A 13,805-nucleotide genomic window follows, 5' to 3' on the forward strand; every position below is an offset into this window, starting at 1 on the left:
CTACGCAGCGGATTTCGACGGTGCACGCTAACTCCTCGGAAATCGGCGACGCGGACCACACTAGCATAGAACGATGCATAATTGATGCAAAGCGTTCTTTCCGGGAGGATCGATGACGCCGAGGACGACAGCTCGGGCACGAATTCGAGGGTGACGTGGCGCCGCCGCGCGGACCCACCCACCGGCCGGGTGGAACGAATCCCGCCTGCGGCGGGCAGAATGGGGCGATGCCCGCCGGTCCCGTCCCCGTGTCCGACGCGGCCGGATACACGGTGCGCGCGGTCGCCGAACGTCTCGGCATCCCGACCGCGACGCTGCGCAGCTGGAACCGCCGCTACGACATCGGCCCGCCGCAGCACCGCCCGGGTAAGCACCGCCTGTACACCGAGGCCGACATCGCCATGCTCGAGCGGATGCTGACCCTCATCCGCGCGGGGGCGAGCCCGGCGGGAGCCGCCGCGGCGGTGCGCGGGCCTGCGCCCACCCTGGGCCGCCGCGAATCACTGCTGGAAGCGGCGTTCGCGTTGGACACCACAGCGGTCTCCGACCGGATCGAAGCGCATGTCCGCGCGTTCGGCGTGGTGGACACCTGGAATCTGCTGTGCCGCCCGGCTTTCGCCGACATCGTCGACCGCCAGCTCGGCGGCGAGGGCTGCATCGATGTGGAGCACTTGCTGTCCTGGTGCGTCATCTCGGTGCTGCACCGGACCAACCCGCCGTCGGCGTCCCTCGGCACGACGCCGGTGGTGCTCGCCTGCACCAGCGGGGAGACGCATTCGCTCCCACTGGAGGTGCTGCGCGCCGCACTCGCCGAACGCGGCGTGGGCGCGCGGATGCTCGGCGCCGATGTGCCCGCCGCCGCGCTCGCCGACACCTTGGCCCGGTTCGAACGCCCCGCCGCCGTGCTGCTGTGGTCGCAGCAGGAGTCCACCGCGCTGACCTCCGCGGTGCGCGCCTGCCTCGACGCCGGGGCGCGAGTCCTGGTCGGCGGCCCCGGATGGGAGGCGGTCTTCCTCCCCGACGGCGTGCGACGCGTCGACAGCCTGCTCGACGCCGCCGACCTGCTCGCCTGAGCGACGCATCCGGCGGCCGGAGCCGATCCATCGTCGGATGTGTCGAGGGCGCACATCGTCCTCGCCGACCCCGCTCGACGGTCGGCGGCCAAGGTTCAGCTCAAACGATGCATATTCGACTCATAGTCAGGCTGTCGCTGCATCGCAGCAAAAAGAGCGCAATTTCAGAGTCGGTGCTGAGCTGGAGGCATTCGTCGACAGCGGCAGCACCGCCGGAGTCACTCCGCAGCCCTGCCGAGCAGATGCCGCAGCGCCGGTTCCAGGGCCGGTGCACGGAACCGGTGACCGGCCTCGGTCAGCCGAGCGGGCACGACACGCTGACTGGCCGACGCGACTTCCCGGTTGCCTTCGCGGCCCAGCAGCAGTGCCGGAGCGAATCCCGGGACCGGGAACAGCGCGGGCCGACGCAGCACGCCCGCGAGGACCTTGGTGTACTCCGCGTTCCGAACAGGTTGCGGGGCAACGGCATTGATCGCACCCGACAATCCGGTATCCCAGAGCGCCCGGTGGTAGACGTCGATCAGGTCATCGATCCCGATCCAGGACAGCCACTGCCGACCGTCACCGATGCGCCCACCCAGCCCGGCCGTGAACAACGGACGCAACAACCGCAGCGTGCCGCCGCGTGGGGACTGCACGATCCCGGTACGCACGCGCACCACCCGCACCCCCGCTTCCGCGGCGGGGACCGTCGCGGCTTCCCATCCTTCGACCACGTCGGCGAGGAAGCCCGCGCCACGTGCGGACCGCTCGGTCAGCGCCTCGTCGCCACGATCGGCGCCGTAGTAGCCGATCGCCGAAGCGCTCACGAAGACCGGCACCGCCGCCTTGGCCGCCACCTCGGCCAGCGCGCGGGTCGGCCCGATCCGGCTGTCGGCGATGGCGCGCTTGTGGCCCTCGGTGAACCGGCCCGCGATGGAGGCTCCGGCCAGATGCACCACCGCGTCCACACCGTCGAGCAGGTCCGGCACGGGATCAGCGATGTCCCAGTGCCTTTCGTCCGCCGCGCGGGGCGGGTGCCGGACCAACCGGACCACGCGATGCCCGCCGGTGGACAGGAACGCGGTCAGGGCCGAACCGATCGTGCCGGATGCTCCGGTCACCGCGACGGTCTTGGATACGAACCCCACTCCCGCCGCCCGCGCGTGGGCCGCGAGATCGTCGGCGAGCTGCCGGTGCCGGTAGGCGAACATGGGCCGCAGCACCGCGGCGGGCACCGGCGCGTCCACCCGGTCCACCACCCGGGTGCGCGTCTCGTCGACGACCTCGAAATCGTGGGTGTGCCGCCACGGCAGCAGCCCGGCGGGCAGCGACCCGATTCCGTCGACGGTCACCGCGTCGACGAACCGGCGCGGCGGGTCGTACTCCCGCGAGTCGTGCCGCGCCACCCAGCGCAGCCCGCCGGGCAGTCCGAGCACCGCCTGCCCGTCGCACAGCGAGTCCGCTTCGGCGCGCGGGGACACCGGCTGCCATGGCGGCGCCAGGCGGGTCAGGGCGCCGGGGCGCGCGTGCCAGGCGAACACCTCGGACCGGGGTAGATCGATGACGCTCGCGTACTCGATACCCATGCCCTGACTGTAACCCCGAAGCGACTCGACGCAGCGTCTATGCATCGCTTTTCGGAGATAATACTCGGAGTACCAGCACTCCCACCGGCGGCCGGTTCATCCGATGCAATACTGACTCGATCCAGCCGACGACCGAATCGTCCGCGCAAGCCCGCCCCGGCTCCCAGCCACGGAACGCGACGCCAGAATTAGAACTTGTTCTACCATGTGTCCAGTCCGGTTCACGTCGACGGAGGTTCTGCCATGCCGCTGGATCACTCGGGCGCTGCGCTGCTGACGGCCGTCGAGGCGTCGCCGCGCGCGGTCGCGGCGCACGACAAGTCCGCGTGGGTCGGCCTGTTCGCCCCCGACGCGGAGGTCAACGACCCGGTCGGCTCCCGCCCGCACGTCGGCCGCGCCGCCATCGAACGCTTCTACGACACCTTCATCGGCCCGAACACCATCGCGTTCCGGGTCGAGCGCGACCTGGTCCATCCACCGACGGTGCTGCGCGATCTGACCATCGTCACCACGATGTCCACCGGCGCCACGGTCTTCGTCCCGATGCATCTGCGCTACCGGCTGATCGAGCAGGACGGCGCATGGAAGATCGCCTACCTGGCCGCGCACTGGGAGCTGGCGGGCATGATCTGGCGACTGCTGCGCACCGGGCTGCCGGGCCTGGCCGCCGCGTTGAAGCTCGGCCCGCAATTGATCGCCAACCAGGGCGTCGGCGGGGCGCTGGGCATGCTGCAGGCACTCGGCGGCGTGGGTCGTCGTGGAAAGCGGACCACGGCAAGGCTTTTCGCCGCCGCGGCGAGCACCGATCTGAGCCGCGTGCGCGAGCTGTTCGGGCATCGGGTCGACATCGAACTGCCCGCGGGCACGCCGGTGTCGGTGGAGGAATTCACGAATCGCGCCCGCAACATGCGCTGGAGCAAGGTGATCGCCGCCGGGCGCACCGTCACGGCGAGTGTGCGGCTCGGTGCGATACCCGGAGTCGCGGTCGTGGAGTTCGCGCCCGGCGGCGACGGCATCGCGAGTCTGCGGTTCTACCTCGAGTCCGTCTGACCCTGGCCGTAGCCGGACGGCTCCCGCCGCCCGGCTACCCGTCGATCTCGACAGTCGATCAGGACGCGAGCTGCACGGCTGGGAGGTGCTCCTCGGCGCGGGCGGGCGACGGTTCCTCGACCGGGGCAGGCGGCGCGGGGTGCTCGGTCCATCCGGGCGGGCCGAAGATGTACCCGAGCCGTCCGCGCCACGTGCTCGCGCCGCGCACATCGCGGATCAGCGCCGCCAGCTCGTGGTAGTTGACCTTCAGCGGATTGTCGGTACCGATGTTCTTGGTGAGGCCGTAGCGCACCGGCTCGCACTCGGCGGCGAAGCTGCCGAACATACGGTCCCAGATGATGAGGATGCCGCCGTAGTTCTTGTCGATGTAGGGCTTGTTGGACCCGTGGTGGACGCGGTGGTGCGAGGGGGTATTGAACAGGAACTCGATCGGCCGCGGGAGCGTCCTGACCCGCTGGGTGTGGATCGGGAACTGGTAGAGCAGTCCGATGCCCTGGAGCAGGAAGATCATCCAGGCCGGAAAGCCCAGCAGCGCCGCGGGCACCCAGGCCAGTCCACGCAGGATGTTCGGTATCGGGTGCAGCCAGGAAAGGCGGATCGCTGTGGAGAGGTTGAAGTGCTCGCTGGAGTGGTGCACGTTGTGCGCGGTCCACATCAGCCGGACCCGGTGATCGGCGCGATGCGCCCAGTAGTAGCAGAGATCGGTGACGATCAGTCCGAGCACCCAGACCCACCACGACCGCGGTGACAGATGCAGCGGCGTGATCGCCGCGGCGACGACCACCGCCGAGAACGGCACCAGATACTGCATCAGTGGCTTGACCAGCCTGCCCAACGTGAACGTCGCCACGTTGGAGGCGGTGTCGCGGGCCGATCCGCCGTTGTCGGACCGGTCGGGATCGCGCCGGTAGGCGATCCACTCGACCAGCATGAGCACCGCGAATGCTGGAATGGCGTAGGTCAGTAACTCGAACTCCACACGGCCCATGGGGTACTCCTTCTCCGTCTGCCGTCGATCTCCGACGCTACGGCCACGGGCCTGGGAAAACATCGCGCCGACGAGGGACTTCGCGTCCCCCGCACGGGGGACGCGGCAGCTCCCGCACACAGGCAGAGTTGTCGTCCGTGCGGCGCCTTCCGATGGGTTCCGATCATTAGGATCACCCTCAGGACCGGCACCGGAACCCAGACGGAGGCGGTGACGAACTGTTGGATGTGAGCAGGTCGCTGGCGCGTCAGTCGGTGATCGTCGCCGTGGTGGCCGCCGCCATCGACGCGGTGGTGCTCGGTCTGTGCGGCGTGTTCGCGGTGGCGCCGTGGCAGACGGTCGCCGCCGTCACGGCGATCGTCATCGCCGATCTGGCCTTGGCCGCCCCGCCCCGGACCGCGGGTGTGGTCGCGGTGGTGCAAGTGTTCGTGCGCCTCTTGGCCGCGCTGCTGCTGTACCGGCACGGATTCCCGGTGCGATTCGCCGACGTCGGGTTCCTGGTGGCGGGATATCGCGCGGGAGCATGGCTGGCCGGGCCGACTTCCGTGCTCACCATGCTGCTGCTGTGCGCGGGAGTCGCGGGAGCGCACGTGTTCACCGACAGCGCCGCGGCACACGACTGGCGGGTGTTGCTCGCCGCGACCATCTCCGCGGGCTGTGTGCCGTGGCTGGTCGGCCGCTACACGGCGGCGCGCGGCGCCTACATCGCCGATCTGGAGCAGCGGGCCCGATTGCGGCAGCAGGAGCACCGGACGGCGGTGGAGCGAGCCGTCACCGAGGAACGGGCGGCCATCGCCCGCGACCTGCACGACGTGATCTCCCACCACGTCAGCGCGATCGGCATCCACGCCGGCGCGGCGCGGCTGGCGCTCGGCGGCACGGCGAACGAGGCCGCCGCCCGATCGCTGTCCGCGGTGGAGTCCAGCAGCCGGGCCGCGATGGTCGATCTGCGCCGCCAGCTCGACCTGCTGCACGGCCGCGAGGACGAGGGGCAGCGCCAGCCGGGACTCGCCGACATCGACGGGCTGATCGAGCATGTCCGCGCGGCCGGGCTGGACGTCGAGACCAGCGTGCGCGGCGAGGCCCTGGAACTGCCGGACTCGCTGAACATCACCCTGTACCGCATCGTGCAGGAGATGCTGACCAACGCGCTGCGGCACGGCGACGGCACGCACGCGCGACTCGAGGTGGAGTACCTGCCCAAGCGGATGGTGCTGCGCGCGACCAATCCCCTCGCCCGCCAACCGGCCGCCGCCGACCGCGCCGTCCCGCGCGGCCTCAACGGAATCCGCCGCCGCGCCGAGCTGTTCGACGGCGAACTGGACTACGGCTACGACGCCACGCACTGGCACACCACGGTGTCGGTGCCGATCGGAGGATCGTGAACACGCCCATCCGCGTCCTGATCGCCGACGACCACAGCATGTTCCGCTCCGGCCTGCGCGCCGTCGTCGACAGCCAGCCGGACCTGGATTGCGTCGCCGAGGTGAGCGACGGCCGCGCCGCGATCAGCGAGACCGCCCGGGTGCGACCCGATGTCGCGATCCTCGACGTCCGGATGCCGAAACTGGACGGGCTCGCCGCCACCGCCGCGATCGTGGCCGCGGGCGGTACGCACGTGCTGGTGCTCACCACCTACGACAGCGAAGCCAACCTGTATCGCGCCCTGCAGGCGGGCGCGAGCGGGTTCCTGCTGAAGAGTCTTCCGCCGGAAGAGCTGGTCACGGCCATCCGGATCGCGGCGCGCGGCGACGCGCTGATCGACCCGTCGATGACCCGCCGCCTGGTCTCCCGTTTCGCGAACACCCTCGCTCCGCCACGCACCCCGCCGGAGGTCCATCAGCTCACCGCCCGTGAGCTGGAGGTGCTGTTGCTGCTCGCCGACGCGCGCAGCAACGCCGAGATCGCCGCGCACCTCGGCGTCGGCGAGGAGACGGTGAAGACCCACGTCTCCCGCATCCTCGCCAAACTCGGCGTCCGCGATCGCATCCACGCCGTGGTCTACGCCCATCAGCACGGGCTGGTGTCGCCGGAGTCGGCGCGCTCGGAGTGAACGATCTCGACGCCCCGCCGCGGCGGAACCAGGGAAGTTCCGCCGAGAGCGACAACCGAGCGCAGCGGCTCGGTTGTCGCCGGTCGGACGACTCACGCCCCGGTCGGTGGCTCCCCGACGGTCGTCGTCGGATCGATGACACCGAAGACCTCACCCTGCGGGCCCTGGACGATGCCCATGCGGCCGAACGGGCTGTCGTCGGGTCCGGACATGACGGTGGCGCCGAGATCGCGCGCCTTGGCGAGTGCGTCGTCGGTGTCGCCGACCTGGAACCAGGCCAGCCAATACGACGGGTTGTCGCCCGGCATCTTCGTGGAATCGTTGACACCCCCGACGGCGTCGCCGTCCTGCGCCAGGCTGAAGGTGGAGTAGACGAAATTCTCGCCGTCGCCGATCTCGGTGTAGTGCCAGCCGAACACATCGGCGTAGAACTGCTGCGCCTTCTTGTAGTCGCTGGTGTGCAGCTCGTTCCAGCAATAGGCGCCGTGCTCGTTGTACACGCCCGCGCCGCTGTGGGCCTTGGCCTCCCAGATCCCGAAAACCGCGCCGGTGGGGTCCGCGCCGACCACCATGCGTCCGACGTCGAGCACGTCGAACGGTTGCATCATCAGCGAACCGCCGGCGGCGTTCACCTTCTCCGCGATGGCGTCGGCGCTGTCGGCGGCGAGGTAGGTGGTCCACACCGACGGCATGGGCATGCCTTCGGGCTTGGGTCCGATGCCCGCGGCCGCACGGCCGTTGCGCATCGCCATCAGGTATCCCCCCGCCTCGGGCGGGCTGTCTTCGATCTCCCAGCCGAAGAGTGCGCCGTAGAACTCGCGGGCGCGCGCCGGGTCGTCGACCTGGCAGTCGACCCAGCACGGTGTTCCCTGCGGCCAGCTTCCGTCATGAGTGGGCATTGCGGGTGCCTCCTGATACGGGTTGCCGAATGTGCGGCCGAGACAGCCGGCACACGGCTAGTCAACCACCAGCATTCCGTTGGAGCGGGCAGATTCGCCCGGGCGCTCCGGTCCAGTTCCCGAGCCTGGAAACCCAGGCGAAAGACCCCCTATACAGATCAGTCCCCGGTAGTCTCGTCGTTTCCGTAAGCCTCAGTCGTCGCTGAGGGCTCCGGTTTTGCGACTGGCTGCCGGGGGCCTAGCCGGATCCTGTCTCGGTGTCTTCACTGCCTGCCGACGTCTCAGCTGACAGTCCGCTCACCGATTCGGTGTTCCGGTGTAATGACTAGTTTCCTCCTCATTTCGCGCTAGTCAAGGGGTCGCAAACGCCGATTTTCGCGGGCTGATCGTGCGCGAGCACACCTGCCGCAACCGCTCCGCCGTGGACACCGGATCCGCCACTTCACAGACATGATGAGCGCACCGAGGGGGACCCATGCGACGAGTGGCCGCAACGCGTCGCGGAGGTCTCCGAGCCCGCACAGGAGGATGCTCGGCGAGACCGATGCCACGACGTCGTGCCGGGTGCGGCGGTGTACGACGACGTGCACCGGGTGTTCCTAGCGCAGCCCCGCCGCGAGCGTTCGACAGACACCCCACGGTGCACTCTCGCCCCGGCCGAACGCGTCCCGGGCGTCGGACAGGCCACCTCGGCCTCGCCACCTCGTGATCGCCGCTACGGGCGAGGGTCACTTCCACAGCTGCTCGGCGGAACGTACCGCTGCGAGATCAAACGTAAAAGGGCTCCGGAACCAGTGTTCCGGAGCCCTTTCCCTAGTAGCGGGGACAGGATTTGAACCTGCGACCTCTGGGTTATGAGCCCAGCGAGCTACCGAGCTGCTCCACCCCGCGTCGGTGAACACAACATTACACACGGGTTCGCAGAGTCTGCAAATCGCCAGCTCAGAGGCGGTTTCGAGAAGTTGAACAGACCGCACGACAGGAAACGCCGGCCCGCCACCGAACGCGGAACCATCGTGCGGCAATCGCGATGACAGCGCGGATTTTCACACCGCGCCCACAAGATTGACCACCGAATAGACGCTTCAAACGTGACCTGGTTCACCATTTCGCGGTGATCTCACTCACATAACGATGCGATAACTTCGCACAGATTCCGCGTGTTGAGGACGTTTCCCACCTGGTAAAACTCGCATATTCGAGTTATTCGCTTCATGCAATTCCGGCGTTATCAAGATGTGATCTGCTGAGAATTCTTCGTTACCGTCACTCCACGGCCCGGATCATCCGAGACGGGCTCGAACTCGAACCGCCGAACACCGGTGACCCTGTCCCGCGGCTCGAGGATCCCCGACGACCTGGGGACAGGGGCACGGCAGAAGGCTCGATCGCCGTGCCGGCGGGCGCAGGGAGGGAAACGACCATGACTGAGAACCGGAAGATCAGCACCCGCGCCCTCGGCTTCGCCGCCATCACCGGCGCTCTTGTTGCCGTCCCGTTCGCATTCTCCACCGCCTCCGCCTCCGCGGCGACCCACGACTGGGACGGCGTCGCGCAGTGCGAGAGCGGTGGCAACTGGGGGATCAACACCGGAAACGGCTACTACGGTGGCCTGCAGTTCTCGCAGAGCACCTGGGCCGCCAACGGCGGCAAGGGCTCGGCCCACACCGCCAGCAAGGCGGAGCAGATCCGCGTGGCGGAGAACGTGCTCGCCACCCAGGGCCCCGGCGCGTGGCCGGTGTGCGGCCAGTACCTGCGGGCGGGCACCTCCGAGCCCGAGACGCTGGCCCAGGCCGAGGAACTCCCCGCCGTGCCCGAGCCCGCCCAGCCCGCCGTGAGCGCTACGCAGTCGGTGGTCGAGCAGGCCCAGTCCGCCGCGAGCGAGCTGGCCGAACAGTACGGCCTGCAGGGTCAGTTCGAGCAGATCTTGAGCCAGAGCGGCGCGCTGATCGACTCCCTCGGTCGCTGACGCATCCCGCACCGCGAGAAAGGCGCCGCCATCGCGATGATGGCGGCGCCTTTCTTTGTGCCTGTTCGACCGGTGGCGCTACTCAGCGACCGGCGTCCTGATACGCCTTGACGGCGGCTTCCAGTTCGTCCAGCGCCCGGCCGAAGTCCTGGAAATTACCGCTGCGCATGGCGTTTCGCGCATTCTCGATCTTGCGGTTGAGTTCGGCCGCCGCGGCGTCCTTGGCGGCGGACGATCCCGTCGCCGGCGGCGGAGCCGAGGCGGGCGGCGGGGTCGAGGCGTTGCTGGTCCCGTTGTTGCCCGGTTCGGCGGGCACCGGAGTGGTGCCGGGCTTGGGCCTGGTGCCCGAGTCCCCGCCGAACGGCGTCGCCAGGGCGCCCGCACCGGGGATCACCTGGTTCAGCGCGTCCGCCAAGGTCGAGGCGTAGCCCACCTTGACGTTGCCCGCCTCGTCGCGGTAGCTCACCAGCACCCGCAGCAACTGCGGGAAGGTCGCCGTATTCGGCCCGGTGTTGCGTTCGTTGTAGAACGGTTCCACATAGAGGATGCCGCCGTCGGCGACCGGCAAGGTCAGCAGATTGCCATATTTGATCTTGTTCGAATTGGACAGCAACGTTTTCTCGCGCGATACCTCCGGCGAGGTCGTCATCCGGTTCTGCGTCTGCTGCGGACCCAAAGTTTGTGTGTCCGTTGGCAATCGAAGAATCGTGAATTTCCCGTACCCGTCCGGGTCGGAACGCACCGAGATATAGGCCGCGAGATAGGGCCGGTTGTAGCCGGTCATCGCGCTGGTCAAATTGAACGTGGGCTTGTTCGTCTTCTGGTCGCCCAGCAGTACGTAATACGGCGGCTGGTTGGCCGTGGTCCCGCCCTCGGTGGTCGGGTCGGCGGGAACCGACCAGAACGCGTTGTTGGTGAAGAACTCCCGGGGATCGTCCACGTGATACTTCGACAGCATCTCGCGCTGGACCTTGAACAGATCCTCCGGATAGCGGAAGTGCGCCCGCAGCTCCGGCGAGATCTCGCTCTCCGGCTTCACCGCGCCGGGGAACACCCCGCGCCAGGCCTTCAGCACCGGATCCGACGAGTCGACCTCGTAGAGGGTGACGCTGCCGTCGTACGCGTCGACCGTCGCCTTCACCGAGTTGCGGATGTAGCTGACCTCCTTGCGCGGCAGCAGTCGCCCGGTCTTCTTGTCGATGCTGTCCTCCAGCGCGCCCTCCAGCGAGGTGGTCTGCGCGTAGGGGTAGTTGTCCAGTGTGGTGTAGGCGTCCACGATCCAGACGATCCGTCCGCCGACCACCGCGGGGTAGGCGTTGCCGTCGGTGGTCAGCCAAGGCGCGACCTTCTGCACCCGTTCCCGCGGGCTGCGGTTGAAGATGATCTTCGAGTCGTCGCCGATGGCCGAGGAGAACAGGATGTTGCGCTCGGCGTACTTGGCGGCGAAGGCCAAGCGGTTGAACCAGTTGCCGATCGGCACGCCGCCCTTACCGGTGTAGGTGTACTGCGCGGTGTCGGAGTCGTACTCGCGCGGACGCTGGCCGTCCATCGCGCCGACGATCGCGTAGTCCGGGTTCGCCTGCGAAATCAGCTCGCCGAAGTAGACGCGCGGCTGGTCCACCTTGATCCGCTGCTTGTCCGCGGGCGTGAACAGGTCGCTCACCATGAAGATCGGGTAACCGCCGTCGCCGCTGCCCCCGGCGGCGTTCGGATCGTCCGACGGCGGCTTGTTGACCCGGTTGGCGGGGGCGGCGACGAAGCCGTTGCCGTGGGTGTACACGGTGTGCCGGTTGATCCAGTCGGTCTGGTTGCCGCTCAGGGCCGCGGGCGAGAGCTCCCGGGCGGCGACGATGTAGTCCTGCACGTCACCGTCGAGGTTGTAGCGGTCGATGTCCAGCGACTCCGGGAAGCCGTAGAAGTTCTTCAGCTGGCGCAGCTGCGTGAAGGTTGGCGAGAGGATGTTCGGATCGAGCAGCCTGGCGTTGCCGATGGTCGCCGCGTCCACCGGCACCTCGAGCGGGCTCTTGCTGCTCTCGCCCTTGTAGTCCTTGTAATCGATCCTGTCGTCGGTGATGCCGAACGCCTGCCTGGTCGCAGCGATGTTGCGTTCGATGTACTCGCTCTCCTTGTCCGCGGCGTTCGGACGCACGGAGAACTGCTCGACCACCAGCGGCCATACCGCGCCGACCAGGATCGAGGACAGCACCAGCAGCGCGGCGGCCATCGCGGGTACCCGCAGATCGCGCAGCACGATGCCCGCGAAGAAGGCCAGCGCGCAGATCACCGCGATGGACAGCAGGATCAGCTTGGCGGGCAGCACCGCGTTGATGTCGGTGTACGAACCACCGGTGAAGGTGGGTTCCTTGCGGCTGCTGGAAAGCAGTTCGTACCGGTCGAACCAGTAGGCGATCGCCTTGAGCAGCACGAAGAGCCCGGCCAGCACGGCGAGCTGAATGCGCGCGGGGCGGGTGAGCGTGCCCTCGCGGCCGGTGAGACGCAGCCCGCCGAAGACGTAGTGGGTGACCAGGCTGGCGAAGAACGCGATGACCACCGCGACGAACAGCCAGTTCAGCACCATGCGGTAGAACGGCAGGTCGAACGCGTAGAAGCCGACGTCGAGGCCGAACTCCGGGTCCTTCTCGCCGAACGAGCCGCCGTTGAGGAACAGCTGCACCGTCACCCAGTTCGACTGGGCCACCAGACCCGACAGCAGGCCGAGCAGCACCGGGATGCCGACGCCGAACAGCCGCAGTCTGCTCATCACGGTCGTGCGGTAACGCGCGATCGGATCGTTCGGGCCCGCCACCGGCACGAACACCGGCCTGGAGCGGTAGGCCAGCAGCAGCGCCAGCCAGACCACCAGGCCGACGAAGGCGGCCACGACGAGGAATAGCAGCACCCGGGTCCGTAGCACCGTGAGATAGACGTTGCGGAAGCCGACCTCGCCGAACCACAGCCAGTTCGTGTAGGTGTCCGTCAACCGCGGCCCGAGCAGCAGCAACGCCGCCAGGACGATGGCCGCCACCAGCAGCACACGGCTGCGTCGGGACAGCGAAGGTAAGCCGGTGGGGGGCCGCATGCCCACGATGCCACTCTCCAAGGTCCGGCGACGCTCGCACCGATACGCTCGGCCGATGCGCCGCAGTCCGATGTTGCGGGTGGTCCTTCCGGACCGTCTCGGCCCACTCTACGGAAATCGGACACCATGCAGCTGGCAGGGTTGCGCTTGCCGCGCCGAGGAACCGATCGTCCGGGTTCCGGCTGTCCGGCGTCGGCGGTTTGATTGGATGTTCGCGTGACCCCAGACCTGCACGCGGAACTCGTCCTTGCCCGATCCGTCCGGGAGGTGGCGGAATTCGTCGATGCCGAGGGGTGGGGGCGTCCCCCGCAGATGTTCGCCCTGGTGCCGACCGCGGAGCTGGTCGCGGCGCAGCCGGAACTGGAGGACCAACTCGACGAGGGCGACGAGCTGACGCCGGTGGCCCAGGAGGCGTTCCCGGACGACATCACCGGCGGCTCGATCGCCTTGGACGAATTCCTGGCCACGACCAGCTGGCCCCCCGCCGTCCGCGGTTGCGTGCTGGTGCAGGAGATCGTGGTGCTCCCGCCGGACGCGGAGTCGACGCTCGACGACGCGCTCGCCCCGCTGCTGGCCGACCACGATGCCGCCGACGCGGCCGCGCGCGCCGCCGCCGAAGCGCACCCGGAGCGCCGGGAGGCCCGGTTGTTCGCCGCGGTGCTGCGCGACGGCGCCTCGCTGTGCCTGTTGCAGCTGCGTCCCGAGGACGACGCGGACGATTTCGCCGACCTCGACCTGCGCACCTACCCGAACCTGGCGCCGAATCTGGTCGAGGCGCTGCACCACACGCTCGAGTGAGGTACCGCGGCCGGGTGCGCCGCGACACGGTTGCCGCGCGATGGCGCGTGCCACCCTCGCGACCAACCTGGCCCACCCGCGAGCGAGGTGACCTTCAGCCGGCTACACGGTGGCGGTGCGACTTCACCCGCAGCTGACCGGCTCCTTGCCGGAGTTGATCTCGTTGAGCGCCTGCACGGCGCCGGTGAGGTTCTCCACGCGCACCAGCCGCAGGCCGTCGGGGGTCCGCTGCTTGGCCTCGTCGCAGTTCGCGGCGGGGACCAGGAAGGTCTCCGCGCCCGCGTCCCGCGCGGCCATCATCTTGTACTGGATGCCGCCGATCGGCCCC

The 13,805-nt window shown here is 68.7% G+C and carries 10 protein-coding genes, 1 tRNA gene and 1 pseudogene; 6 read left to right on the forward strand and 6 right to left on the reverse strand.

Translation table 11 applies throughout. From position 1 onward, the window contains the following. Positions 1 to 227: 227 nt before the first annotated feature. Positions 228 to 1,073, forward strand: a complete 846-nt coding sequence (locus ON21_RS21385; RefSeq protein ID WP_039800190.1) for a MerR family transcriptional regulator — start codon at positions 228 to 230, stop codon at positions 1,071 to 1,073. A gap of 218 nt (positions 1,074 to 1,291) precedes the next feature. On the opposite strand, the gene ON21_RS21390 is transcribed toward ON21_RS21385, so the two are convergent. Continuing rightward, entirely contained in the window at positions 1,292 to 2,641 is a 1,350-nt protein-coding gene (locus tag ON21_RS21390; RefSeq protein WP_039800192.1) for a TIGR01777 family oxidoreductase, read from the reverse strand. A gap of 243 nt (positions 2,642 to 2,884) precedes the next feature. On the opposite strand from ON21_RS21390, the gene ON21_RS21395 reads away from it, so the two are divergent. Next, a complete protein-coding gene (locus ON21_RS21395) occupies positions 2,885 to 3,691 on the forward strand; it encodes a nuclear transport factor 2 family protein (protein WP_039800193.1) in 807 nt (268 codons plus the stop codon). A gap of 58 nt (positions 3,692 to 3,749) precedes the next feature. On the opposite strand, the gene ON21_RS21400 is transcribed toward ON21_RS21395, so the two are convergent. Further along, entirely contained in the window at positions 3,750 to 4,679 is a 930-nt protein-coding gene (locus ON21_RS21400) for a sterol desaturase family protein (protein WP_039800194.1), read from the reverse strand. Between the two features lie 227 nt (positions 4,680 to 4,906). Here ON21_RS21400 and ON21_RS21405 point away from each other — a divergent pair, with 227 nt between their 5' ends. Together ON21_RS21405 and ON21_RS21410 are read left to right on the forward strand one after the other, a co-directional pair. Further along, positions 4,907 to 6,064, forward strand: coding sequence for a sensor histidine kinase (locus tag ON21_RS21405; RefSeq protein WP_245562673.1), 1,158 nt, complete (start codon positions 4,907 to 4,909; stop codon positions 6,062 to 6,064). Then, positions 6,061 to 6,732 (forward strand): response regulator, encoded by a 672-nt coding sequence (locus tag ON21_RS21410; protein ID WP_083880786.1) that lies wholly within the window; start codon positions 6,061 to 6,063, stop codon positions 6,730 to 6,732. The genes ON21_RS21405 and ON21_RS21410 overlap by 4 nt, the downstream gene beginning before the upstream one ends. Positions 6,733 to 6,824: 92 nt before the next feature. Here ON21_RS21410 and ON21_RS21415 read toward each other — a convergent pair whose 3' ends face one another. Together ON21_RS21415 and ON21_RS21420 are read right to left on the reverse strand one after the other, a co-directional pair. Then, complete coding sequence (locus ON21_RS21415) at positions 6,825 to 7,631, reverse strand: VOC family protein (protein WP_039800198.1); 807 nt, start codon at positions 7,629 to 7,631, stop codon at positions 6,825 to 6,827. An 817-nt stretch (positions 7,632 to 8,448) separates the two neighbouring features. Continuing rightward, positions 8,449 to 8,522, reverse strand: a tRNA-Met gene (locus tag ON21_RS21420). Between the two features lie 532 nt (positions 8,523 to 9,054). Between ON21_RS21420 and ON21_RS21425 the strand changes: the two genes are divergently transcribed. Then, positions 9,055 to 9,600: a transglycosylase family protein gene (locus ON21_RS21425; RefSeq protein ID WP_039800199.1), complete on the forward strand. Its 546-nt coding sequence runs from the start codon at positions 9,055 to 9,057 to the stop codon at positions 9,598 to 9,600. 82 nt (positions 9,601 to 9,682) lie between these two features. Here the strand turns inward: ON21_RS21425 and ON21_RS21430 are convergent, their stop codons facing one another. Continuing rightward, positions 9,683 to 12,685, reverse strand: coding sequence for a UPF0182 family protein (locus tag ON21_RS21430; protein ID WP_039800205.1), 3,003 nt, complete (start codon positions 12,683 to 12,685; stop codon positions 9,683 to 9,685). 210 nt (positions 12,686 to 12,895) lie between these two features. On the opposite strand from ON21_RS21430, the gene ON21_RS21435 reads away from it, so the two are divergent. Further along, positions 12,896 to 13,477, forward strand: coding sequence for a PPA1309 family protein (locus ON21_RS21435; RefSeq protein WP_039800200.1), 582 nt, complete (start codon positions 12,896 to 12,898; stop codon positions 13,475 to 13,477). Positions 13,478 to 13,600: 123 nt separating this feature from the next. Here the strand turns inward: ON21_RS21435 and ON21_RS21440 are convergent. Then, a pseudogene (locus tag ON21_RS21440) lies at positions 13,601 to 13,805 on the reverse strand (PDZ domain-containing protein); the annotation flags it as partial.

Source organism: Nocardia araoensis NBRC 100135, from assembly GCF_000308435.1.
In the GTDB taxonomy this organism is placed as follows: Bacteria; Actinomycetota; Actinomycetes; order Mycobacteriales; family Mycobacteriaceae; genus Nocardia; species Nocardia araoensis.

Excerpts from the sequence above, each read along its gene's own strand:
- ON21_RS21385 (WP_039800190.1), top strand. The coding sequence starts at position 228 with ATGCCCGCCGGTCCCGTCCCCGTGTCCGACGCGGCCGGATACACGGTG.
- ON21_RS21395 (WP_039800193.1), top strand. The coding sequence starts at position 2,885 with ATGCCGCTGGATCACTCGGGCGCTGCGCTGCTGACGGCCGTCGAGGCG.
- ON21_RS21425 (WP_039800199.1), top strand. The coding sequence starts at position 9,055 with ATGACTGAGAACCGGAAGATCAGCACCCGCGCCCTCGGCTTCGCCGCC.
- ON21_RS21415 (WP_039800198.1), bottom strand. The coding sequence starts at position 7,631 with ATGCCCACTCATGACGGAAGCTGGCCGCAGGGAACACCGTGCTGGGTC.
- ON21_RS21390 (WP_039800192.1), bottom strand. The coding sequence starts at position 2,641 with ATGGGTATCGAGTACGCGAGCGTCATCGATCTACCCCGGTCCGAGGTG.
- ON21_RS21400 (WP_039800194.1), bottom strand. The coding sequence starts at position 4,679 with ATGGGCCGTGTGGAGTTCGAGTTACTGACCTACGCCATTCCAGCATTC.